At 29.0% G+C, this 22976-nt stretch carries 23 protein-coding genes and 1 pseudogene; 20 read left to right on the top strand and 4 right to left on the bottom strand.

What is annotated here, in order from left to right:
• Window positions 1–58 precede the first annotated feature (58 nt).
• On the bottom strand, window positions 59–2578 hold the full coding sequence (locus tag AVBRAN9331_RS08685) for a YhdP family protein (RefSeq protein ID WP_336612823.1): 2520 nt from the start codon (window positions 2576–2578) through the stop codon (window positions 59–61).
• Here AVBRAN9331_RS08685 and mltG point away from each other — a divergent pair.
• From mltG to AVBRAN9331_RS08640, 9 genes are all read left to right on the top strand, one after another.
• Entirely contained in the window at window positions 2475–3473 is a 999-nt protein-coding gene (gene mltG, locus AVBRAN9331_RS08680) for an endolytic transglycosylase MltG (protein ID WP_442862236.1), read from the top strand. The two genes, AVBRAN9331_RS08685 and mltG, sit on opposite strands and share 104 nt — an antisense overlap.
• 81 nt (window positions 3474–3554) lie before the next feature.
• Window positions 3555–5729 carry an NADP-dependent isocitrate dehydrogenase gene (locus AVBRAN9331_RS08675; protein ID WP_239803665.1) on the top strand — a complete coding sequence of 725 codons (2175 nt, stop codon included), beginning with the start codon at window positions 3555–3557 and terminating at the stop codon, window positions 5727–5729.
• Between the two features lie 9 nt (window positions 5730–5738).
• Window positions 5739–6902 carry an ADP-forming succinate--CoA ligase subunit beta gene (sucC, locus tag AVBRAN9331_RS08670; RefSeq protein ID WP_214118504.1) on the top strand — a complete coding sequence of 388 codons (1164 nt, stop codon included), beginning with the start codon at window positions 5739–5741 and terminating at the stop codon, window positions 6900–6902.
• A 9-nt stretch (window positions 6903–6911) separates the two neighbouring features.
• A complete protein-coding gene (gene sucD / locus AVBRAN9331_RS08665) occupies window positions 6912–7781 on the top strand; it encodes a succinate--CoA ligase subunit alpha (RefSeq protein WP_214118506.1) in 870 nt (289 codons plus the stop codon).
• Window positions 7782–7818: 37 nt separating this feature from the next.
• Window positions 7819–8127, top strand: coding sequence for a 4Fe-4S binding protein (locus AVBRAN9331_RS08660; RefSeq protein ID WP_214150340.1), 309 nt, complete (start codon window positions 7819–7821; stop codon window positions 8125–8127).
• Between the two features lie 2 nt (window positions 8128–8129).
• Window positions 8130–9254: a 2-oxoglutarate synthase subunit alpha gene (locus AVBRAN9331_RS08655; RefSeq protein WP_336612822.1), complete on the top strand. Its 1125-nt coding sequence runs from the start codon at window positions 8130–8132 to the stop codon at window positions 9252–9254.
• Entirely contained in the window at window positions 9254–10108 is an 855-nt protein-coding gene (locus AVBRAN9331_RS08650) for a 2-oxoglutarate ferredoxin oxidoreductase subunit beta (protein ID WP_214118511.1), read from the top strand. Before AVBRAN9331_RS08655 ends, AVBRAN9331_RS08650 begins: the two co-directional genes overlap by 1 nt.
• Window positions 10105–10677, top strand: a complete 573-nt coding sequence (locus AVBRAN9331_RS08645; protein WP_214118513.1) for a 2-oxoacid:acceptor oxidoreductase family protein — start codon at window positions 10105–10107, stop codon at window positions 10675–10677. The genes AVBRAN9331_RS08650 and AVBRAN9331_RS08645 overlap by 4 nt, the downstream gene beginning before the upstream one ends.
• A 140-nt stretch (window positions 10678–10817) precedes the next feature.
• Window positions 10818–12401, top strand: coding sequence for a DASS family sodium-coupled anion symporter (locus AVBRAN9331_RS08640; RefSeq protein ID WP_214118516.1), 1584 nt, complete (start codon window positions 10818–10820; stop codon window positions 12399–12401).
• Window positions 12402–12453: 52 nt separating this feature from the next.
• Here AVBRAN9331_RS08640 and AVBRAN9331_RS08635 read toward each other — a convergent pair whose 3' ends face one another.
• Both AVBRAN9331_RS08635 and AVBRAN9331_RS08630 read right to left on the bottom strand, forming a co-directional pair.
• Window positions 12454–12771, bottom strand: a complete 318-nt coding sequence (locus AVBRAN9331_RS08635) for a hypothetical protein (protein WP_214150342.1) — start codon at window positions 12769–12771, stop codon at window positions 12454–12456.
• Window positions 12772–12780: 9 nt separating this feature from the next.
• Complete coding sequence (locus tag AVBRAN9331_RS08630; protein WP_214150343.1) at window positions 12781–13131, bottom strand: hypothetical protein; 351 nt, start codon at window positions 13129–13131, stop codon at window positions 12781–12783.
• 143 nt (window positions 13132–13274) lie between these two features.
• On the opposite strand from AVBRAN9331_RS08630, the gene AVBRAN9331_RS08625 reads away from it, so the two are divergent.
• Together AVBRAN9331_RS08625 and AVBRAN9331_RS08620 are read left to right on the top strand one after the other, a co-directional pair.
• Window positions 13275–13766, top strand: a complete 492-nt coding sequence (locus tag AVBRAN9331_RS08625) for a flavodoxin domain-containing protein (protein WP_214120445.1) — start codon at window positions 13275–13277, stop codon at window positions 13764–13766.
• A gap of 29 nt (window positions 13767–13795) precedes the next feature.
• Window positions 13796–14728, top strand: coding sequence for a hypothetical protein (locus tag AVBRAN9331_RS08620; RefSeq protein ID WP_336612821.1), 933 nt, complete (start codon window positions 13796–13798; stop codon window positions 14726–14728).
• 31 nt (window positions 14729–14759) lie between these two features.
• Here the strand turns inward: AVBRAN9331_RS08620 and AVBRAN9331_RS08615 are convergent, their stop codons facing one another.
• Window positions 14760–15689 (bottom strand): ribose-phosphate pyrophosphokinase, encoded by a 930-nt coding sequence (locus AVBRAN9331_RS08615; RefSeq protein WP_214118527.1) that lies wholly within the window; start codon window positions 15687–15689, stop codon window positions 14760–14762.
• A gap of 181 nt (window positions 15690–15870) precedes the next feature.
• On the opposite strand from AVBRAN9331_RS08615, the gene AVBRAN9331_RS08610 reads away from it, so the two are divergent.
• The 9 genes and pseudogenes from AVBRAN9331_RS08610 to AVBRAN9331_RS08575 all read left to right on the top strand — a co-directional run bounded on the left by AVBRAN9331_RS08610 (window position 15871) and on the right by AVBRAN9331_RS08575 (window position 22972).
• Entirely contained in the window at window positions 15871–17535 is a 1665-nt protein-coding gene (locus tag AVBRAN9331_RS08610) for an L-lactate permease (RefSeq protein ID WP_336612820.1), read from the top strand.
• Between the two features lie 2 nt (window positions 17536–17537).
• Window positions 17538–18479 carry a DMT family transporter gene (locus tag AVBRAN9331_RS08605; protein WP_250325177.1) on the top strand — a complete coding sequence of 314 codons (942 nt, stop codon included), beginning with the start codon at window positions 17538–17540 and terminating at the stop codon, window positions 18477–18479.
• Complete coding sequence (kdsA, locus tag AVBRAN9331_RS08600) at window positions 18476–19360, top strand: 3-deoxy-8-phosphooctulonate synthase (protein ID WP_214118532.1); 885 nt, start codon at window positions 18476–18478, stop codon at window positions 19358–19360. Before AVBRAN9331_RS08605 ends, kdsA begins: the two co-directional genes overlap by 4 nt.
• 2 nt (window positions 19361–19362) lie before the next feature.
• Window positions 19363–19833, top strand: coding sequence for a 6,7-dimethyl-8-ribityllumazine synthase (gene ribH, locus AVBRAN9331_RS08595; RefSeq protein WP_214120574.1), 471 nt, complete (start codon window positions 19363–19365; stop codon window positions 19831–19833).
• The gene (gene nusB, locus AVBRAN9331_RS08590) at window positions 19823–20209 is read left to right on the top strand and encodes a transcription antitermination factor NusB (RefSeq protein WP_214120575.1); all 387 of its coding nucleotides are present in this window, start codon (window positions 19823–19825) and stop codon (window positions 20207–20209) included. The genes ribH and nusB overlap by 11 nt, the downstream gene beginning before the upstream one ends.
• Before the next feature lie 135 nt (window positions 20210–20344).
• Window positions 20345–20452, top strand: a pseudogene (gene ccoS / locus AVBRAN9331_RS09905) (cbb3-type cytochrome oxidase assembly protein CcoS); the annotation flags it as partial.
• 81 nt (window positions 20453–20533) lie between these two features.
• Window positions 20534–21043: an HAD family hydrolase gene (locus AVBRAN9331_RS08585; protein WP_214150611.1), complete on the top strand. Its 510-nt coding sequence runs from the start codon at window positions 20534–20536 to the stop codon at window positions 21041–21043.
• Window positions 21040–22419, top strand: a complete 1380-nt coding sequence (rfaE2, locus tag AVBRAN9331_RS08580; RefSeq protein WP_336612819.1) for a D-glycero-beta-D-manno-heptose 1-phosphate adenylyltransferase — start codon at window positions 21040–21042, stop codon at window positions 22417–22419. Before AVBRAN9331_RS08585 ends, rfaE2 begins: the two co-directional genes overlap by 4 nt.
• Window positions 22409–22972, top strand: a complete 564-nt coding sequence (locus AVBRAN9331_RS08575) for a D-sedoheptulose-7-phosphate isomerase (RefSeq protein ID WP_214118550.1) — start codon at window positions 22409–22411, stop codon at window positions 22970–22972. Before rfaE2 ends, AVBRAN9331_RS08575 begins: the two co-directional genes overlap by 11 nt.
• Window positions 22973–22976: the final 4 nt, after the last annotated feature.

Genomic DNA, 22976 nt, shown 5'->3' with positions numbered 1-22976 from the left:
CTTTTTATCTTTTGTTTGATATTGTTTTGGTTAATTAGAACTTGAATAGTTCTAATTTTTATCTATCTATTATATTTTTAGGTAGAGTGATGATATTTTTCATAAGTATAAAAGGACTTGTTAATATATCTTTAGCTAGGCTAGTTTTATATTCAAGATTGTCTAAACTACCGCTAATTTTTAATTGAGTAGCTATTTTATTATCCTTACCGCCTATAAATATTTCTTTTACGATAGGAATATTGCTTATGATTTTATTTGTATTTTTTAGAGTAAAAATATTAAGAGTAATATCTGCTGTTTTTGATTTTGTATTAATAATACCTTGACCGCTACAATCTATGTTGTAACCTAAAATATTAACCTTATCAATATTTATAATGTCATTTTTATTTCTAAATTCAATTGAGCCAAATTTTATCCCTAAACCTTTTTTTGTAAAACCCGGTTTATTAAAAGTTACTAAAGCCGGTATGCTTTCTATAAATGCGATTAGATTTATGTAGTTTTTAGTATTTGATAAATAGGCATTTCTTATATTAATTAAGCCTTCATAATCACTTAAAGTATTGCCTTTTGCATCTAAATCAATTTCTCCACTTATAAAAACTTCTTTATTTACGATTTCATTTAGTGCTTGATGGCTTAGTTCTCTTAGGTAGGCTTTAAAATTGTTTTTTCCTATTTGGGCTATCAAATCTCCACCTTTAATAAAACTTGCGCTTATTGAAGTTTCATAAGGATTTTTATTTAGTTTTAAATTCTTGAAATTAAATAAAAAATCTTTATAAATAATCTTAGAATTTAATAAATTAAGAGCTATATTATTATTGCTATCATTATTTTCATCATTATTTAATTTATTTGCGTCTATTATTAGATTATTTAGATTAATAGTTGTTTTATTGTTTTGAGAATTTAAATTAATAAGATTGCTTTTGGTATTTATTGTGGTTATGTTGTTTTGAATACTTATATAAAAGTCATCTTGAGTATATTTATAATTATTATCTAAATTATTTGGATTATTTTTATATAAATTAAAATCAAATTTAGCATTAAATATATTTACAAAAAATGCCCCATCTTTACTACTTAACTCAATATCTCCATCATTAAAATTTAATTTTTTAAGTTGCTTTGAATAACTAATAATACTTGAAATATCGCTTTTTATAAGTAAATTTTTATCAAAATATATTGTGGTATTTAATGCCGGAAAATCTAAAGTTTTATTATTTAGATTTAAATTCATTTTTGCTTTATCGCTGTAATAAAAATAATCTTTATAATCAATTCCTAAAGTCTTTATATTTACACTTGCTAATTTGGTTTTAGTATCTAAATTTATATCCGCATTGCTTATTTTTAATTCTTTTGTATCTGCATTACCTTGAATTGCTACTAAATTATCATTTACACTTATATTTAAATTAGCGTTAAAGTTAAAATTGCTAAAAGAATAATTTCCATTGGTTTTAACATCTACTTTTACATTGTGAGTATGGTCGTTATTTAGTTTTATATTAACTAAGGTGCTTGTTTTACCACTATTTTGCTTTAACCCTAAAACAACATTATAAGCATTTAGTATTTTTTCTATTTCACTATTGTAAAGTGTATTATTTGAGATGATATTTATATCAATATTTGGCTTTAATAAATTATCTATTGTTAAATTAAATTCATCAATAGTCGTGATATTGTCTTGAGAATTTAAATTATTTGCTAATAGCTTTAAACTATAATCTTTTAAGCTTAATTTAACTTCTTTTGCATAAGCATTTGGTGCTTTATCATTATAATTTGCAATTACATTTGTAAAAACACCTTCTCCTAAGGTATTTTCTAGTTGATTATTTTTTATTTTTACAATAAAGCTACCTTTAAAATTATCAAATTTTACTCTAGTTATTAGCCATTCTTTTAGTATTGGTTTTAAATAATTTTCAATATGTTTAAATGCTTCTTGTTGATTTTTAATCTCTAAATTATCAACGCCTAATAAAAAATCATTTTTTGTATTTATTATATTTATTTTTGCGTTTAAATCATTATTTATAGAGTGTAAATATCCTTTAATTTCAACATCTTTAGCTATCTTTATATCTCCATAAAAATATAAGTTTTTATATTTTAGATTTGTTATGTTTGCTAAAAGCTCATTTGAGTATAGATTTATTTTTATATTTGCTTCAATATCATCTGATTGGATATTTAATTGGTTTTCATCATAATATATTTTTACTAAAGCATCATTTATTTGAATATTTTTTATATTAATACTTTGAAAAAATAAAAATACTTGTTTGTATTCTTTAAGGCTTAATATTTTTTTTCTAATTTGATTTATATCTAGCACTTCGTTGCTATTTGCTTTTTTTATATAAACTTTATTTATATTTAAGATTAGTTTTTTATCAAGTTTCAAATAAAGCTCAGAGATTTCAATATTAATTAATTTAAAATCCTTAATTGAAATTCCATTGGCTAATACAAATACAAAGGCGATTATTAAGAATATGAATATAAAAAGAATTTTAATTATTTTATTTATGTGTTTTGATGTTTTAAGCATTTTTGTCCTAGCGATTTTGTTTTACTTATTGCAGCCTGTTAAGTCAAATTCTGTTGTATTTATACCACAAGGCTCTAATGCTAAAATTATAACAAGTTTAAATAACACTAAATTGCAATTTAGTAAAATAGACCAATATTTGTTATTATTTTTTGGACACCCGCAAAGTGGTTGGATAGCAGTATCTAAACCTATTTTAACAAGATATGAATTTTTAAAAGAGCTAACTACAAATAAAGCAGCTTTAGTTAATCTTACTTTAATTCCAGGTGAAACAAGTGAATATTTTTTAAGAGAAATTGCAGCAAAAAAACTTAATTTAAATCCTGATAAATTATTAGATGAATTATATTCTCAATCAAATAGAAAAGAAGGTATGCTAACTCCTGATACTTATTCAATTCCATTAGGAATTAGTGAAAGATTGTTTATAAAATATTTATTAGAATTTACAAAAAAAAGAAATGAAACAATTAGTAAAAAAGTGTTTGGAGATTATACTGAATATAAATTTTATAGATTTATTATAGTAGCTAGTATTATTCAAAAAGAAGCTGCTAATGAAAGCGAAATGCCTATTGTAGCGAGTGTTATTTATAATAGATTAAATAAAGGTATGAAACTACAAATGGATGGAATGCTAAATTATGGTATGAATTCTCACATAAAAGTAACTCCACAAATGATTAGAGAAGATAATTCAGAATTTAATTCTTATAAAAATTCTGGTTTACCAAGTGTTTCAATTTGTAACGTTTCTACACAAGCAATTTTGGCAGCAATTTCTCCAGCTAAGACAAATTATTTATATTTTATGAGAGATAAAAGGACTGGTACACATAGGTTTAATACAACTTTAGCAGCTCACGAAAAAGAAATAGAAAGGCAAAGATAAGGGTAATTTAATTTTTTTTGATTTACTCTTTTTTAACTTAGCAGTTATACATTCATCTAAAATTTAATTAAAGGAGTTACGATGAGTATTGTATATACTTTCACAGATGAATCGCCAGCGTTGGCAACTTTAAGTTTTTTACCAATTGCAAAAGCTTTTTTAAAGCATGCAAATATTGAAATTACCACAGCTGATATTTCATTGGCTGCAAGAATAGTTTCTAGTTTTCCAGAGTGTTTAAAAGATGAGCAAAAGTGTGAAGATGCACTTGCAAAACTTGGTGAATTAGTAAAACTTGATGGAGCAAATGTAATTAAAACTCCAAATATTTCTGCTTCTATTCCGCAACTTAAGGCTTGCATAAAAGAATTACAATCAAAAGGATATAATGTTCCAAATTATCCAGATGAACCACAAAATGATAGCGAAAAAGCAATCAAAGAAAAATATGCAAAAGTTTTAGGTTCTGCTGTAAATCCTGTTTTAAGACAAGGAAACTCAGATAGAAGAAGCACAAAAGCTGTAAAAGAATACGCAAAAGCAAATCCATATAGAACAAAAACCTTTAGTAAAGATAGTAAAAGTTGTGTAACTTGTATGAGTAGTGATGACTTTTTCTCTAATGAAAAGGCAACTTTAATCAAAGAAAACGGCACTGCTAAATTATATAAAGTTGTAAATGGGGCTAAAACTGAGCTAAAATCTTTTGAAGTTGTAAAAGATGAAGTAATGGACGCGACTTTTATGAATGTTGCAAAACTAGATGAGTTTTATGAAAAACAAATCAATCACTGCAAACAAGAAAATATTTTATTCTCACTTCATTTAAAAGCAACTATGATGAAAGTAAGTGACCCTGTATTATTTGCTCACGCTTTAAAAGTTTATTTTAAAGATTTATTTGCTGAATTTGGCGATGAGTTTGCAAATCTAGGCATTAATCCAAACAATGGTTTAAGTGAGCTTTTAAGTAAGGTTGAAAATTCAAGCAAAAAAGATTTAATCCTAAAAAGATACGAAGAAATATTAAATACAAGAGCACCAATTTCAATGGTTAATTCTGATAAAGGTATTACTAATCTTCATGTTCCAAGTGATGTAATTGTAGATGCTTCAATGCCTGCAATGCTTAAAAATGGTGCTAAATTGTGGGATAAAAATGGTGCAGAAATGGATACAAATGCTGTTATTCCTGATCAAACATACGCAACAATTTATCAAGCAGTTTTAGATGATATGAGAGCTAATGGAAGTATTAATCCAAGTGTGGTTGGTTCGGTTAGCAATGTTGGTTTAATGGCTAAAAAAGCTCAAGAATATGGCTCACACGATAAAACTTTCATAGCTGATTGCGACGCTACTTATCAAATAGAGTTAAATGGCGAAGTTTTATTATCACACGATGTTAAAAAGGGTGATATTTATAGAATTAATTTAGCAAAACCTGATGCAATAGCAAATTGGATAAAACTTGCAAAACAAAGATGTGAATTAAGTGGCGAGCAAGGAATTTTCTGGCTTGATAGCAAAAGAGCAAGTGATAGAATAATCATTGATTTAGTTAAAAAAGAATTAGGAGAAACTTTCTTAATCTTAAGCCCTTATGAAGCTTGCAAAAAAAGTTTAGAAATTATTAGAAGTGGTAAAAATTGTATATCAATTACAGGTAATGTTTTAAGAGATTATTTAACAGACCTTTTCCCAATACTTGAATTAGGAACAAGTGCGAAAATGCTTTCAATAGTTCCAATGCTAAATGGCGGAGCTATGTTTGAAACAGGTGCGGGTGGTTCTGCTCCAAAACAAGTTGAGCAAGTTGTATTAGAAAATCACTTAAGATGGGATAGCTTAGGCGAGTTTTTAGCTCTTCAAAGCTCACTTGAATTTGAAGGAAACAAAGGCAATGCAAAAGCAAAAGTTATGGCAGAAGCTTTTGATGAAGCAATATCACATTATTTAAATGAAAATAAAGCTCCAAGTAGAAATGCAAAAGAAAACGATAATAGAACAAGTCATGTGTATTTTGCAATATATTTAGCGAATGCACTTGCTAAGCAAAATAATGATGAAAGTATGAATAAGTTTTTTAAAGTTATTGCTGATAAACTTAATTCAAATTCTTCTAAAATCATTGAAGAATATATGAATGAAGAAGGTAAAGCAGTTGAATTAGGTGGATATTATGTTTTAGGCGAAGTAGCTGAAAAGATAATGAGACCAAGTGTTACATTTAATGAAATTTTAAAATCAATTTAAGGAGAAAATATGAATATACACGAATATCAAGCAAAAGAAATTTTTGCTAAATTTGGTGTGCCTACTTTAAAAGGTAAGGTTGCATTTAGTGTTGAAGAAGCTGTTGCAAACGCAAAAGAATTAGGTGGAAGTGTTTGGGCTGTAAAAGCTCAAATCCACGCTGGTGGTCGTGGTTTAGGTGGCGGTGTAAAAATCGCTAAGAATTTAGATGAAGTTAAAATGTATGCTGAAAAAATATTAGGTATGAACCTTGTAACTCATCAAACAGGACCAGAAGGAAAACTTGTTAGAAAACTTTATATTGAAAGTGGTGCAAATATTGCTAAAGAATATTATTTAGCACTATTATTTAATAGAATGGAAGAAAAAATCACAATCATTGCTTCAAGTGAAGGTGGTATGGATATAGAAAAAGTTGCAGCAGAGCAACCTGAAAAAATAGCAAAAGTTACAATTGACCCTGCAATTGGCTTTAAAATGTTTCACGGACTTGAAGTAGTAAAAGTTTTAGGTCTAAATAAAGATGAAGGTAAAAAATTAATAACATTTATAGATAAATTATATAAATTATATTTAGCAAAAGATGCAAATTTAGTAGAAATTAACCCATTAATCAAAACTGCAGAAGGCGAGTTTTTCGCACTTGATGCTAAGATGAGTTTTGATGATAGTGGTCTTTATAGAAATCCAGATATTGCAGAATTAAAAGATGAAACAGAAGAAAACCCAGCAGAGCTAGAAGCTAGTAAATATGGTTTAAGTTATGTAAAACTTGATGGTGATGTGGCTTGTATGGTAAATGGTGCAGGTCTAGCTATGGCTACAATGGATATTATTAATTATAGTGGCTGCAAACCAGCAAACTTCTTAGATGTTGGTGGTGGAGCAAGTGCTGAAACCGTTGCAAAAGCATTTGAGATTATTATGAGAGATAAGAATGTAAAAGTAATTTTCATTAATATTTTTGGTGGTATCGTAAGATGCGATAGAATTGCAAATGGTGTTTTAGAAGCTACAAAAACAACTAAAATTGATATTCCTGTAGTAGTTCGCTTAGATGGAACAAACGCTAAAGAAGCAAAAGAAATTCTAGATAATTCAGGTCTTAAAAATATTCACGCAGCAACAGATTTTGCAAATGGTGCTGAAATTGTAAAAAGCTTAGTAAAGTAAGGAGAAAAAATGAGTATATTAGTAAATAAAAATACAAAAGTAATAGTTCAAGGCTTTACAGGTAAAGAAGCTACATTTCACGCAGAACAATGTATTGCTTATGGCACAAATATAGTTGGTGGTGTAACTCCATTTAAAGGTGGAGAAACTCATTTAGGAAAGCCTGTATTTGATACGGTTAAAGAAGCAGTTAGTAAAACTGGTGCTGATACAAGTTTAATTTTCGTTCCTCCTTTTGCTGTTGGAGATAGTATTATAGAAGCTGCTGATGCAGGAATTAAACTTGCAGTAGTAATCACAGAACATACTCCTGTAAAAGATATGATGTTCGCAAAAGCTTATGCAAATAAAAAAGGTATGAAAATCATTGGACCAAACTGCCCAGGAATTATCACTGCAGATGAATGTAAATTAGGAATTATGCCAGGCTTTATATTTAAAAAAGGAAATATCGGTGTAATTTCTAAAAGTGGAACTTTAACTTATGAAGCAGCAAATCAAGTTGTTTTAGGTGGTTATGGAATTACAACTGCAGTTGGAATTGGAGGAGATCCAATCATAGGTCTTGCTTATAAAGAATTATTAGCCGAATTTGAAAAAGATAGCGAAACTAAAGCTATAGTTATGATAGGTGAAATTGGTGGAAGCTTAGAAGTTGAAGCTGCTAAATTTATAAAAGAAAATATCACAAAACCTGTTGTAGCATTTATAGCAGGTGCAACTGCTCCAAAAGGTAAAAGAATGGGTCACGCAGGTGCTATTGTAGGAAGTGCTGATGAAAGTGCTGCTGCTAAAAAAGAAGCTTTAAAAAGCTATGGTGTTCATGTAGTTGATTCTCCTGCAGATATCGGTAAAAAAATCAAAGAAATTTTAAAATAATTAAAGCCTAGATAATCTAGGCTTAGAAAGGTTAAAAATGGAAAATAATACTAATGCACCTGTATGGGTGGATGAAAAAAGATGTAAAGCCTGTAATATATGCGTAAGCTATTGTCCTATGGGCGTTATTGCTATGAGAGATGAACCAAGTGCTGTTTTAGGTCAAATGATTGAAGTAGTTAATCCAGAATCATGCATAGGTTGTAGAGATTGTGAAACTCATTGTCCTGATTTTGCGATTAATGTTGCAGATGCTAAAGGCTTTAAATTTGCAAAACCTACTCAAGAAGGTAAAGATAGAGCGGCTGCAATTAAAGCTAACAATTTTAAAAAGTTAAAGGCGTAAAGATGAGAGAAGTAATATCAACAGGAAATAATTTAATAGCTCAAGCTGCAATTGATTGTGGTTGTTCTTTTTTTGGTGGTTATCCAATAACTCCTAGTAGTGAGATAGCTCATGAATTAAGCCATATGCTACCAAAAGCTGGTGGAACATTTATTCAAATGGAAGATGAAATAAGTGGAATTAGCGTTGCATTAGGTGCGGCTATGAGTGGTGCAAAAGCAATGACTGCAAGTAGTGGTCCTGGAATTAGCTTAAAAGCAGAACAAATAGGGCTTGCATACATAGCTGAAATTCCAATCGTAATAGTAAATGTTATGCGTGGTGGTCCATCAACTGGTCTTCCAACTCGTGTTGCTCAAGGCGATTTATTTCAAGCAAAAGCTCCAAGTCATGGAGATATAGCAAGTATTGCTATTGCACCTGCTAGTCTTGAAGAAAGCTATAATCTAACAATAACAGCATTTAATTATGCTAATAAATATTCAACTCCAGTATTTTTATTAATGGACGAAACGGTTGGACATATGAATGGTAAAGCAATTTTACCTGATGTAAAAGATTTAAAAATAGAACCACGCCGTGAATTTACAGGAGACCCAAAAGATTATAAGCCTTATAAGGCTGATATGGATGAACCTGCTACATTAAATCCATTCTTTAAAGGCTATCGTTATCATATAGCTGGTCTTCATCACGGAGATATAGGTTTTCCAACTGAAGATGGCAAAATAGTTGATTATAATATGAGAAGATTAGTTGGTAAGATTAAAAATAAAGTAGATGAATTAGCACTTTATGAAGAATATATGTTAGATGATGCTGATATTTGCATTATTGCTTACGGAAGCGTTGCTCGTGCTGTAAAAGAAGCAATTGCAAGACTTAGAGCACAAGGATTGAAAGTAGGTTTATTTAGACCAATTACTTTATATCCAGTTCATGAGAAAAAAATAGCGCAAGTTTGCTCAAGATTTAAGAAAATTTTAGTAACAGAATTAAATATGGGACAATATTTAGAAGAAATTCAAAGAGCAAGTAAGAGAGATGATTTTGCTAGCTTACATAGAGCTAATGGTCGTCCAATAACTCCAAGTGAAATTGAAGCAAAAGTAAAGGAGAGTTTCTAATGGCTTTTAATTATGATGATTATTTAAGAGTAGATAAAATGCCTACTCAGTGGTGCTGGGGATGTGGTGATGGTGTTGTTTTAAAATGTATTATTAAAGCAATTGCAAAAATGGGTTGGAATATGGATGATGTTTGCGTAGTTAGTGGTATTGGCTGTAGTGGTCGTATGAGCTCATATGTAAATTGTAATACCGTTCATACAACTCATGGTCGTGCATTGGCTTATGCAACTGGTATTAAATTAGCTAATCCAACTAAACATGTAATAGTTGTAACAGGTGATGGCGATACAACTGCAATTGGTGGTAATCATTTAATCCATGCTGCAAGAAGAAATATTGATTTAACTCATATTATGATTAATAACTTTATTTATGGACTTACAAATTCTCAAACAAGCCCAATGACCCCACAAGGATTTTACACGGTTACAGCTCAATTTGGTAATATTGACCCTACATTTGATGCTTGCGAATTAGTAAAAGCAGCTGGAGCTAGTTTTATAGCTCGTGGTAATGTAATTGACGCAGCTAAACTTGAAAATATGATTTATAAAGCAATGGCTCATGAAGGATATAGTTTTATTGATTGCTTTAGTAACTGCCATATTAATTTAGGTCGTAAAAATAAAATGGGCGAAGCTGTTCAAATGCTTGATTGGATAAGTAATCGTTCTGTTGAAAAATCTAAATTTGATAAATTAAGCGATGAAGAAAAAGTTGATAAATTCCCAGTTGGAATTTTATATGAAAATAAAACTAAACCTGAATATTGCAAAGCTTATGAAGAAGTTCGCCGTGCTGCTAAAGAAGGTAGAATGGTTAATTTAAATGCTTTAGGGGGTGCTAAATGAAATTCCAATTAAGATTTGGTGGAGAAGGCGGTCAAGGTGTAATTACTGCTGGTGAGATTTTAGCAGCTGCTTGGATGGAAAAGGGTGGAAGTAGTAAAAAAGGTGCTTATGCTATAAAAGCTAGTACATATACTTCTCAAGTTCGTGGTGGTCCAACTAAGGTTGATATTATTTTAGATGATGAAGAAATATTATTTCCTTATGCAGTTGAAGGCGAAATTACTTTTATGCTTTCAACTGCTCAAAAAGGCTATTCTGGTTTTAAAGATGGTGTTTGTGAAGGTGGAATAATAGTAGTTGAGCCAAATCTAGTAAAACCAAGTGAAGAAGATAGAAAGAAATTTAAAATATTTGAAATTCCAATCATTACAATAGCTAAAGATGAAGTTGGCAATGTGGCTACTCAATCAGTTGTTGCGCTTGCAATTGCGGTATATATGAGCAAATGTATGGATACTGATGTTGTAAAAGAAGTTATGTTAAGTCATGTGCCACCAAAAACTCGTGATGCAAATGCTAAGGCTTATGATTTAGGTATAAAATACGCTAAAAAAGCTTTAGGAGAATAATTTTAAGCCCTTTATAGGGCTTAAATATTAATTATTTAATAAAAATTTAATATTAATCTTTAAATTATTAAAAAATATACTTTATTTTTCTTTTTAATAAATTCTTATTATAATTACTTACTTTTTGAAAAGGAGATGTTATGACTAAGGATAAAATTCCTTTAGCTATTTTATGTATATTAATAGCTATTTCATTTGTATTTATTCCGGTTCCTGAAAGTCTAATTTCTATTAAACAAGCTGCTTTATTAAAGGCTCATTCTGATTTTTCAGAACAAAAATTATTAGAATTAAGCTTATTTGATGCAAGACTTTCTTGGATATATTTAGGTTGTTTTATAGCTACTGTTTTATGTATTATTTTAAAAGTAATGCCACTTGGTGCAGTTAGCTTAATATCTATTGCTTTTATAGCAATTTCTACAATTAGTGTTAGTGCTGATATTAGTGGAGCTGCTAGAAGTAAGGCTGCTATTAAAGATGCTTTAAGTGCATTTTCTAATAGCTTAATATGGCTTATTGTAATATCTATTATGCTCGCTCGTGGTATTATCAAAACTGGTCTTGGAAGAAGATTAGCATTTTATTTTTTAAGCATATTTGGTAAAAAAACTTTAGGTATAGGATATTCAATTGCTTTAAGCGAAGTGTTTTTAGCTCCGATTACTCCATCAAATACTGCAAGGGGCGGTGGTATAATTAATCCAATAGTTCAATCAATTGCTAAAGCTCTAGGTTCAGAGCCAAATAATGGCAGTGCAAATAAAGCAGGAACATATCTTAGCCTTGTAAATTATCAATCAAATCCAATTACATCTGCTATGTTTATTACCGCAACTGCACCAAATCCATTGGTAGTAAAACTAATTTCAGATGCAACTAATGCAAATATTAGTATTACTTGGGGGCAATGGGCTTTAGGAATGTTTGTTCCTGGAATGTGTGCGATATTGCTTATGCCATTAGTGATTTATTTTTTAAGCCCACCTGAACTTAAAGAAACACCTGATGCAAGAGAATTAGCTAAAAAAGAATTAGCTGCTATGGGTAAATTTAGCTTAGATGAAAAAATTATGCTTAGTATTTTTGGATTATGCTTATTCTTATGGGCTGGAATGCCTAGTAATTTTGCTAATTGGTTTGGTTTTAGCGAATATGCAAAGGCTTTGACATTTGATCCTGCTAGTGTGGCGGCTTTAGGACTTGCAATTGCGCTTTTAACTGGTGTTTTAAAATACGATGAATTATTAGCAGAAAAGACAGCTTGGGATACATTAGTATGGTTTGCTGCTTTAATTATGCTTGCTACTATGCTTGATAAATTAGGTTTAGCTGCATTTTTAGGACAAGAGTTAAAAATGGCAGCTTCATCTTTAGGGCTTAGCGTAACTTTTGTAATGATATTTTTTACTTTAGCGTTTTTATATTCGCACTATTTTTTCGCAAGCACAACGGCTCATATTTCAGCAATGTTTTTAGTATTTTATAAAACAGGGCTTGATTTAGGAGCACCACCTATGCTATATGCTTTTATGTTAGCAGCTGCAGGAAATATTATGATGGCACTTACGCATTATGCTACAGGGACTGCTCCTGTTGTATTTGGTAGTGGTTATGTTAGTCTTAATAAATGGTGGATAATAGGTTTTATTGTAAGTGTTATTGATATAGCAGTTATGATTTGTGTTGGCTTAGTATGGTGGAAGATATTAGGCTTTTATTGATTTAAGAATTTGAAATAGGAAATTCCTATTTCAAATTCTAAACACAAAATTATTAATAAACTTCCACATATACCATACCATCATCAGTATATCTTGCACTATAGTCTAACCATATCTCTTTAATTATACTAAAATTTTCAGTTTCTTTTAATATGAGTTTGTTTGTACAATTTATCTTTTTTGCTTCTTTATCAATTTTATTAGTCATAAAACTTGAATATGAAATATCATAAGCATCTAATGTTTTTGATTGTTCTAATAAAATTTCAGTTAAAAGTTGTGTTACTTCTTTATCATCACAACTAGGTATAGAACCACAACCTATACAAAATGCACTAACTACAATTAAAGAAAAATATATTTTTTTCACGATATATCCTTATATAATTTGTAAAATTTGTTGATAGTTGTATTGTCTAACTTTTTTGCCAATATTTATAATATCAATAATCCACCATATAATTCCTATTGCAAACATACAAGTAATGAATTTGAGTATAAAAATAAGTATGCCTAAACCAATAGAGCCAAGATAAAATCTATCTACATAAAGCATAGCACATATAATTCCAGTAGTAGGATTTTTAAGCTTTGCAGCAAGTAGTTTGTCTGAAAAGTTTTTTCTTTCAGCATCGCTCATTCTCTCTAACTTTTCTCTTAAATTAATTACAGCCATTCCGTCTTTTGGCAACTTGTCTTGAATACTCATTAAAATACTATTCGTATCCATTTACACTCCTTAATAAAAAATTAAAGCCATATAATACCCCCCCCCAATCTTAAAAGTTGCTTAAAATAATTTTAAAATATTTAAAACAAAAATTATCTTATTTAAGCTACAATGAAACTATATTTTAATTTTAAGGAGAAGTTATGAAAAAAGTTGGTATTTTTTATGCTACAAAAGGTGGTACTACTAAAGCTTTTGCAGAGCAAATCGCAGCAAAAATTGGTGCTGATGTTATAAATATTAAAGATGTTGAAATAAACGCATTATCAGAATATAAAACTTTAATCTTAATGAGTTCAAGCTATTTTTTTGGTGCTTTGGCTGATGATTGGGGAAGTAAAGTAAAATTATTAAATACTATTGATTTTAGCGATAAAAATGTAGCTATCGTTGGTGTTGGCGGACAAGAAAGACATCCTGATAGTTTTTGCTCTGGTGTAGCTGATTTTTATGATAAATTAGCTTTTAGTGGAGCAAGATTTATAGGCGAAGTTTGCTCAAGTGATTATAACTACACATTCTCAAGATTACAATTTGGAAAAGCTTTAAGAGGACTTTGCCTTGATAAAGCTGATGGAGATAAAAACGAAGCAAGAATTAATGCTTGGGTTGAAAATATTAAAAAATATTTATAATTTTTAGGAAGCTAAGCTTCCTTTTTGCAATGTTGGCATTTTTTAAACACTTATATTTGATATTTATTTTTAGACTTTGTTATGATAAAAAAGCTAATTTTTTATTATTTTTATTTCAATTAGTTTCAGCGTTTTTTGTTTTTGTAACTTTTATTGTGATAGTTTTATATAGCTTAGAATACATAAGCGATCATACAAAAAATCTTAATGAACTTAAAAAGGCTGAAGGTGTATTGTATGATATAGAAAAGATAGTTTATAAGAAAATATTTAGGAGTAGAACTGATTACATAATATGGCATTATAAAATGATTGATAATAATAAAAATCACAAAACTTTTATAGCAAGAGAAGATAAAAGTTATGCAAAAAATCTTATAGGGCAAAAAGTAGCTATTTACTATGTTCCTAGCGTATTTTATCCAGAAATAAGGCAATTAGAATCAAATGGCTTTATTTATGAGAGATACAAAGTAAGAGATAATTATGAAGATTTAAAATATATTTTCCCATTTTTTATGTTTTTTGCGAGTATATTTTATATGCTAAATATTAAAGGCAAATACCCTGATGATTATGAATTACCATTACTTAAACATAGTATAAGGCTGAAGACTTTTAATAAATATTTTTTGATTTTATTAATTTGGTTTATTTTTATAATCGCAGCGTTTAAATATAGTGATGAAATTATTATAATGTATTTTTTAATTATTTTAAATCCTATAATTACGCTAGTTTTTGAGCTAAAATTTAATTTAATCAAAATTAATTTTTATGATGATTTTTTAGAATTTGAATATGGATTTTTCTTATTTAAAGTCAAGTATAAGAAAATAAAATATATAGATTATCAAGGAATTTATATTCAAACTAAATATATTAATTTTATTATTAATACAAATAAATTGAGCGAAGATGATTTGGATTATTTAGCTATAAGTTTAAAAAATAATTCCTAATTAATTAAATTAGGAATTATGAAAAATTTAATTATGAAAATAAACCATTAACACTTTCATTATGATAAACACGGCGAATAACTTCCCCAAATAAAGGTGCAACACTTAAAACTGTTATTTTTTTACATTCTTTTGCTAGCGGTATAGTATCGGTTACTATTAATTCATCTAAAGCACCATTTTCTATCCTATCATATGCTGCTCCACTTAAAACAGGATGTGTGCAACAAGCAATTACACTTTTAGCTCCTAATTTTTTAAATACTTCAGCAGCTTTAACAATAGTTCCTGCAGTATCAATCATATCATCAACTATAATTACATCTTTACCATTTACATCGCCAATTACATTCATAACTTCGCTTTCATTAGCTTTTTCACGGCGTTTATCAACAATAACAAGTTCTAAATCTAGTGCTTTTGCAACAGCTCTTGCACGAACAATTCCACCTGTATCAGGACTTGCAACTACTGCTTTACTTAAATCTCTTTGTTTTAAATGTTCGTTAAAAATAATACTTCCGTATAAATTATCAACAGGGATATTAAAAAATCCTTGAATTTGACCTGCATGTAAATCAATAGTAGCTACACGGCTAATTCCTGCAGTTTGCATTAAATCAGCCACTAATTTTGCACTAATTGGAACTCTAGGAGCTGCTTTTCTATCTTGTCTAGCATATCCAAAATAAGGAATTACAGCAGTGATTGAATTAGCTGAACTTCTTTTTAATGCGTCAGTTAATATTAATAATTCCATTAAATTATCATTCGCTGGCGCGCAAGTGCTTTGGATAATAAATACATCTTTACCACGCACACTTTCTCCAATTTGAACGCTAATTTCTCCATCACTAAAACGCTTAACTCCAGCATCGCTTAATTTACAATCTAATCTTTGAGCGACTTTATTGGCAAATTGAATATTTGCAGAACCCGAAAAAATGGTATAACCTCTCATAAAATAACCTTTCTAAATTAATAAAATGAGCTATTATATCTTAAAAAACTTATTTGTAAATTTGTTACAAAAAGTAACATATTGTTAAAAATATTACGATTATTCTTAATCTTGTTGTTATTATATGCTAAATTCAGCATTTAAAATTAAAATATTAAAATCTTATCACGAAAGGAAAATTATGGAATTTACACCTAATTTTAACCCACTTGGCAATATTTGGTTAAGTGCATTTGTAGCATTTTTACCTATACTTTGCTTTTTTCTTTGCCTAGTGGTTTTTAAGACAAAAGGTTATGTGGCAGGTTTTTTAACTGTTGTTACAGCCATTCTTGTTGCAGTTTTTGCTTATAAAATGCCGTTAAATGCTGCATTTGCTAGTATTATAGTAGGTTTTACTACTGGTATTTGGCCTATTGCTTGGATTATAATAGCAGCTATTTTTCTTTATAAGCTTTCAATTAAATCAGGTCAATTTGAAGTAATTAAACAAAGTATTATGACAATTACGCCTGATCATCGTATTCAAGTAATCATCATTGGATTTTGTTTTGGAGCATTTTTAGAAGGTGCTATTGGATTTGGTGGCCCTGTTGCAATTACCGCTGCTTTACTTGTTGGTTTAGGTCTTAGACCATTACAAGCAGCTGGATATTGTATGATAGCAAACACAGCTCCTGTTGCATTTGGTGCTATTGGTATTCCAATTATTGCAATGGCTCAAGCTGTTGGAATACAACAACATGAAGTTGCTGCTATGGTTGGTAGAATTTTACCTCCGTTTAGTTTTTGTATTCCATTTTTTATAGTATTTTTAATGGATGGTATGAAAGGTATTAAAGAAACTTTCCCTATTGTATTTGTTGCAGCTATTTCTTTTGCTATAGCACAATTTTTATCAGCAAACTTCTTAGGTGCTGAATTACCTGATATTATTTCAGCTATTGTTTCTTTAGTAGCTACTGCTGTTGCTGCAAAAACATTTAAACTTAAAAATATTGTAAGATTTGATGATAAAAAAGATTTTAGCGATGTAAAAACTTTAAGCATCAAAGAAATTGTTTATGCTTGGTCACCTTTCTTATTATTAATTGTATTTGTTGTTATATGGACTCAAGGTTGGTTTAAATCATTATTTGGAACTGATGCAGCTTTAGCATTTACAAATCTTAAATTATCATTTGCTAGTTTAGGTGATTTAGCAGTTATTAAACCATCACTTGTAGAAGGTGGAAAAGCAGGAACTCAACCTTTAGGACTAGGAATTCCGTTAATCAACACTCCAGGAACAGCTATTTTATTTGCTGCAATTGCAAGTATATATATTTTAAAAGTAAAAGCTAGTGATGCTAAAGTATGCTTTAATGATACTTTAAGAGAAATGGCGTTTCCTATTTTAACTATTGGTTTAGTTGTTGGTTTTGCAAAAATTACTGATTATAGTGGAGCTAGTGGAACATTAGGAATTGCATTATCACAAACTGGTGGAGCATTTACATTCTTCTCTCCTGTAATTGGTTGGATTGGAGTATTCTTAACAGGTTCTGATACAAGTGCAAACCTTTTATTTGGTTCTTTACAACAAGTTACAGCTCATCAATTAGGATTTCATGACACATTATTCTTAGCAGCAAATAGTGCAGGTGGTGTTGTTGGTAAAATGATATCTCCACAAAGTATTGCAGTTGCTTGTGCTGCTGTTGGCCTTGTAGGACGCGAGAGTGAGTTGTTTAAATACACAGTTAAATACTCAATAGCTATGATAATAATTATAGGAATTTGGGTAAGCTTAATTGCATATTTTATGCCTGGAATTATACCACCTAGTATTCCTTTAGCTAAATAATTATGCTTAGTTTAAAAAGGTTAATTAAAAAAAATCTAGGAATATATTTTATGGTTATTGCTAGTTTTGCATTTGCACTCATGGGGTGCTGTGCAAAACTACTTGCAAATACTATGCCTAGTGTAGAAATAATGTTTTTTAGAAATGTTATTGGAGTTATTTTTATAGCTTATTTGATTTATAAAATTCCACATAAAAAATCAGGTGGTAAATTCTCTTTATTGTTTTTTCGTGGTTTAATAGGAACTATTTCTTTATATTTTTTCTTTTATAATGTCGCTAATATTTCTTTAGGCGGTGCTTTTGCTTTTCAAAAAACAAATCCACTTTTTGTAGCATTAATTGCATTTTTGTTTTTTAAAGAGCAGTTAGGATTTAAAAGTATTTTATATTTATTATTAGCTTTTGGTGGTGTAATGTTAATAATTCAACCATTTGCACCTGAACATTTACATAGTGGTTTTGATATTAAAAACTCAATTTTAGGTGTTTTAAGTGGTTTAACAGCAGCGCTTGCTTTAACAAGTGCTAGGGAATTAGGAAAGTTTTACAATACTGAAGTTATAGCATCAAGTTTTTTTATACTAGGAACAATTTTACCTATATTATCTATGCTAGGCGGAGAGTATTTAAATGAGAGTATTATTAGGCATTTTGATTTTGCTTTTGCTACATTTGTAATGCCTGTTGGATATAAAATATGGATTTTAATTATTTTAATGGGCTCTTTATCGATTCTATACCAAATATATGTAACAAAAGCCTATAAAGCAGCTAAAAAGGCTGGGGTTGTAGCTGGAGTTGGATATATTGATGTTGTATTTACTTTATTTTTAGGAATACTTTTAGGAGATGATTTACCAAGTTTTGTAGTTTTAACAGGTATAATCTGCGTTTTAATAGGTGGTATAGGAATAAGTTTAAGTAAGGATAATAAAAAATGAGAAAAATAATATTATTTGCAGGACCTTGCGTTATAGAAAGTCCTGAAATTGTTACAGAAGTTGCAAAAAGATTAGAAAAAATTGCAAAACATCCACAAATTGATTTTTATTTTAAATCAAGTTTTGATAAAGCAAATCGCACAAGTTTAGATAGTTTTAGAGGACCTGGACTTGAAAAAGGTTTGCAGATTTTAGCTGATATAAAATCTAAATTTGGATATAAAATAATTACAGATATTCACGAGAGTTATCAAGCTGAAATTGCAGCTCAAGTTGTTGATACTCTTCAAATTCCAGCTTTTTTATGCAGACAAACTGATTTATTAGTTGCAGCTGCTAAAACTAAAGCTATTGTAAATATCAAAAAAGGTCAATTTTTAAACCCAAGTGATATGAAATATAGCGTAGCAAAAGTAGCACAGACTAGAGGGTATGATTATAAAACCAACGATGAAAGTTTTTTTGCTTGCTCTGATATTGGAGAATTATCATATAAAGATTTAAAAGACGAAGATTTTTCAAAAGCTCATCAAATGGCAAGAGAAGCTGGTGTTTTAGCGGTTGAGCGTGGAACTAGTCTTGGATATGGGAATTTAGTTGTTGATATGAGATCTCTTAAAATTATGAGAAATTTCGCACCTGTTATATTTGATGCTACACATAGCGTTCAAATGCCTGGAGCAGCAGGTGGTAAGAGTGGTGGAGATAGCTCTTTTGTATTGCCTTTAGCAAGAGCTGCTGCTGGAGTTGGCGTTGATGGATTTTTCTTTGAAACACATTTTAATCCGTGTGAAGCTTTATGCGATGGACCTAATATGGTAGCTACTAGCAAATTAGAAGAGAAAATTAATTTATTATTGAAAATATTAAATAAGGAATAAGTATGAATATTATTGAAGGACAATTAAAATTAAATGGTAATGAGAAATTTGCCATAATAAACGCTAGATTTAATAGTTTTATAACTGATAAATTAGTTGAAGGTGCTAAAGATGCTTTTGTTCGTTTTGGTGGAAATGAAAAGAATTTAGATTTAATTTTAGTTCCTGGTGCTTTTGAATTACCTTATGCTTTAAAACAAGCAGTGAAGAAAAATTATGATGGAATAGTGGTTTTAGGTGCTGTTATTCGTGGAGATACCCCACATTTTGATTATGTATCAGCAGAATGCACTAAGGGTGTTGCGGCTATAACTTTAGCAAATGATATTCCAATTAGTTTTGGTGTTCTTACAACAAACACTACAGAGCAAGCTATGGATAGAGCAGGAATTAAAAGTGGCAATAAAGGTTATGAAGCTATGGTAACTACTATTGAAATGCTAAATTTACAAAGAGTTCAAAATGGCAACTAGACATCAAGCTAGAAAAACAGTTGTAAGTTTATTGTATTCATTTGATTATGTTCAAAATAGTGAGCATGTAAATGATTATTTAGAAGAGCATAAAATAAGAAATGCTATTCGTGAATGGGCTTTAGAATTATTTAACGGCGTTCAAGCAAATCTATTAAAAATAGATGAGTGTTTAAAAGGTATTTTAGAAAGCAATGAAGTTAGTAATTTAGGTGGTATGGAAAAAGCTATTTTAAGACTTGGTGTTTATGAATTGCTTTTTACAAAAACAGATAAAGCTGTTGTTATAAATGAAGCTATTGAACTAGCTAAAGAATATGCAAGTGATAATGCACCTAAGCTTATTAATGGTGTATTAGATAAAGTTAGAAATTAATTTTAAATTAGCTAATATTTTTTATATTAGCTAATTACTCGTTGAATATTTTAATAGATATTTTTATATTTTATTTTCCAAATTAAATTCCTAATAGTTTTATGATATTTATTAAAATAATCAAAAAGGATAAATATGGAAAATGTTTTAATGCTAATGATAGGGGTATCAATATTATTAGCTTTTATAGTAATCATTGCTTTTATTTGGGGTTTTAAAAATAAACAATTTACCGAAAATAATGGCTTTTTAGAATTAAATGATAGTGAAGAAGCATTAAATGATGCAATTATTTTAGAACAAAGAAAAATGGAATTAAAAAATATGAAAAAGGCTTTATTTTTAGATAGAGATGGAGTAATTAATAAGGATTTTTCTTATGTTTATGAATTAGAAAAATTAGTATTTATGCCTAATATTTTTGAGATAGTTAAATTCTTTCAAGATAAAGATTATTTGATTTTTATAATTACAAATCAAAGTGGAGTAGGGCGTGGGTATTTTACAAAAGAGCAAATGGATATTTTTAACGAAGCTATTTTAAATGAGTTTAAAAATCATAAAATTAATATAAGTAAAATTTATTCTTGTTTGCATATACCTAGTGATAATTGTGAATGTAGAAAACCAAAAGCTGGTCTTATTTTACAAGCAGCTAAAGAATTTAATTTAGATTTATTTAATTCAATTTTTATAGGTGATAAAGTAAGTGATATGCAAGCGGCTATAAATGCAAATATTAATAATCGTTATTTGTTTAATGAAGATTTAAAAGAATTTGAATATTGTAAAAAAGTGAATAATTTATTAGATATAAAAAAGGACTATGAATGAAAAATATTAAAGCTTTAGTAATTGGAGATTTAATACACGATATTTATGTTTTCGCAAATTGCACTAGAATTAGTCCAGAAGCACCAGTTCCAGTAATCACTCCTAAAAGTGAGAAAAAAGTCTTAGGTGGTATGGCAAATGTTGCTAATAATCTTGCAAAATTAGGTGCAAATGTTAGTATTTTAAGTGTTATTGGAGATGATGATAGTGCTAGATTTATTGAAAACGAATTGCAAAAACAAAATATAACTTGCCATATAATTAAGCAAAAAGATAGAAAAACTTCTACAAAAACTCGTATTTTTGGCTCAAATCAACAAATTGTTAGAATAGATATAGAAAGCACAGAGCAAATTAGCGATAAATTAGCTGATGAATTATTTGATAAAATACGCAATGATAAATATGATGTAATTATTTTTAGTGATTATGATAAAGGAGTTGTTAGTCCTTATTTAGCACAAAAAATAATTAAATTTGCAAAAGATAGCAATACTTTAAGCCTAGCAGACCCTAAGAAAGATTTTTATAAGTTTAAAGGCATAGATTTAATAACACCTAATTACAAAGAAGCTTGTGAATTTTTAGGTAATTTTAATGAATATGATGATGATATATTATTAAAATCATTAGAAAAATTACAAAAAGAATTGGATTTAAAAATACCATTAATTACTTTAGGTAGCAATGGAATTGCTGCTGTTTATGATAATAAATTAAATCGCCATTATGCTTTAGCTAAAGAAGTTTTTGATGTAACCGGTGCTGGAGATAGCGTGATTTCATCATTATCATTTTTCTTAGCGAATGATTTTAATATTAGTAAAAGTATAGATTTAGCTAATAAAGCTGCTGCTATTGTTGTAGGTAAGATAGGGGCTGTTAGCGTAGGGCTTGATGAGATTATAAATTTTGATAATGAATTTTATAAATTTAAAAATATAGATGAGATTAAACAACTTAGTAAAGGTAAAAAAATAGTTTTTACCAATGGCTGTTTTGATATTTTGCATTACGGGCATCTTAGTTATTTAAGAGCAGCTAAGGAGTTAGGAGATATTTTAGTTGTTGGTTTAAATTCTGATGAAAGTATTAAGAGATTAAAAGGTGAAAATAGACCAATTAATAATATAATGACTAGAAAAGCTATGATGTGTGCTTTAGAATTTGTAGATTATGTTTGTGAATTTAGTGAAGATACGCCAATTAATTTAATTAAAACTTTAGAGCCTGATATATTGGTAAAAGGTGCTGATTATGAAGGAAAAGAAGTTGTTGGCTCATCATATGCAAAAGAAGTAAAATTAATAGAATTTAAAACAGGATATTCAACCACAAATATTATAGAAAAAATAAAGGAGTTATATGTTAAATAAATTAAAAAATGAGTTAAACGAGCACAAAAAAGCTTATGATAATATTAATGAAGAATATTTAAAAGATATTATTCAAGTAGCTGATATTATAAAAAAAGCTTTGGAAAATGGTAAAAAATTATTGATTTTTGGCAATGGTGGTAGTGCTGCAGATGCCCAACATTTTGCAGCCGAACTTAGTGGAAGATATAAATGTGAGCGTAATGGTCTTAGTGCTATTGCACTTAGCACAGATACTTCAGCACTAACTGCAATCGGTAATGATTATGGCTATGAATATGTGTTTAGTAGACAAGTAAATGCTATTGCTAAAAGTGAAGATATAGTGTTTGGTATAAGCACTAGCGGGACTAGTAAAAATGTTATTTTAGCACTTGAAGAAGCTAGAAAAATTGGTTGCAAATGCGTTTTATTAGCTAGTGAAAAATTAGAAAATAGCCCGTATTTTGCCCTAAAAGCACCTAGTAAGGATACGCCAAGAATACAAGAAATTCATATTTTCACAATACATTGTATTTGTGAAATACTAGATAATTATTTTAAAGATAAATAAGGTT

Origin of the sequence: Campylobacter sp. RM9331, assembly GCF_020137685.1 — a bacterium.
Lineage (GTDB): Bacteria > Campylobacterota > Campylobacteria > Campylobacterales > Campylobacteraceae > Campylobacter_E.
This window is presented reverse-complemented; position numbering and strand designations above follow the sequence as displayed.

Excerpts from the sequence above, each read along its gene's own strand:
- AVBRAN9331_RS08685 (WP_336612823.1), bottom strand. The coding sequence starts at position 2,578 with ATGCTTAAAACATCAAAACACATAAATAAAATAATTAAAATTCTTTTT.
- AVBRAN9331_RS08675 (WP_239803665.1), top strand. The coding sequence starts at position 3,555 with ATGAGTATTGTATATACTTTCACAGATGAATCGCCAGCGTTGGCAACT.
- sucC (WP_214118504.1), top strand. The coding sequence starts at position 5,739 with ATGAATATACACGAATATCAAGCAAAAGAAATTTTTGCTAAATTTGGT.
- sucD (WP_214118506.1), top strand. The coding sequence starts at position 6,912 with ATGAGTATATTAGTAAATAAAAATACAAAAGTAATAGTTCAAGGCTTT.
- AVBRAN9331_RS08660 (WP_214150340.1), top strand. The coding sequence starts at position 7,819 with ATGGAAAATAATACTAATGCACCTGTATGGGTGGATGAAAAAAGATGT.
- AVBRAN9331_RS08655 (WP_336612822.1), top strand. The coding sequence starts at position 8,130 with ATGAGAGAAGTAATATCAACAGGAAATAATTTAATAGCTCAAGCTGCA.
- AVBRAN9331_RS08650 (WP_214118511.1), top strand. The coding sequence starts at position 9,254 with ATGGCTTTTAATTATGATGATTATTTAAGAGTAGATAAAATGCCTACT.
- AVBRAN9331_RS08645 (WP_214118513.1), top strand. The coding sequence starts at position 10,105 with ATGAAATTCCAATTAAGATTTGGTGGAGAAGGCGGTCAAGGTGTAATT.
- AVBRAN9331_RS08640 (WP_214118516.1), top strand. The coding sequence starts at position 10,818 with ATGACTAAGGATAAAATTCCTTTAGCTATTTTATGTATATTAATAGCT.
- AVBRAN9331_RS08630 (WP_214150343.1), bottom strand. The coding sequence starts at position 13,131 with ATGGATACGAATAGTATTTTAATGAGTATTCAAGACAAGTTGCCAAAA.
- AVBRAN9331_RS08625 (WP_214120445.1), top strand. The coding sequence starts at position 13,275 with ATGAAAAAAGTTGGTATTTTTTATGCTACAAAAGGTGGTACTACTAAA.
- AVBRAN9331_RS08620 (WP_336612821.1), top strand. The coding sequence starts at position 13,796 with ATGTTGGCATTTTTTAAACACTTATATTTGATATTTATTTTTAGACTT.
- AVBRAN9331_RS08615 (WP_214118527.1), bottom strand. The coding sequence starts at position 15,689 with ATGAGAGGTTATACCATTTTTTCGGGTTCTGCAAATATTCAATTTGCC.
- AVBRAN9331_RS08610 (WP_336612820.1), top strand. The coding sequence starts at position 15,871 with ATGGAATTTACACCTAATTTTAACCCACTTGGCAATATTTGGTTAAGT.
- AVBRAN9331_RS08605 (WP_250325177.1), top strand. The coding sequence starts at position 17,538 with ATGCTTAGTTTAAAAAGGTTAATTAAAAAAAATCTAGGAATATATTTT.
- kdsA (WP_214118532.1), top strand. The coding sequence starts at position 18,476 with ATGAGAAAAATAATATTATTTGCAGGACCTTGCGTTATAGAAAGTCCT.
- ribH (WP_214120574.1), top strand. The coding sequence starts at position 19,363 with ATGAATATTATTGAAGGACAATTAAAATTAAATGGTAATGAGAAATTT.
- nusB (WP_214120575.1), top strand. The coding sequence starts at position 19,823 with ATGGCAACTAGACATCAAGCTAGAAAAACAGTTGTAAGTTTATTGTAT.
- AVBRAN9331_RS08585 (WP_214150611.1), top strand. The coding sequence starts at position 20,534 with ATGAAAAAGGCTTTATTTTTAGATAGAGATGGAGTAATTAATAAGGAT.
- rfaE2 (WP_336612819.1), top strand. The coding sequence starts at position 21,040 with ATGAAAAATATTAAAGCTTTAGTAATTGGAGATTTAATACACGATATT.
- AVBRAN9331_RS08575 (WP_214118550.1), top strand. The coding sequence starts at position 22,409 with ATGTTAAATAAATTAAAAAATGAGTTAAACGAGCACAAAAAAGCTTAT.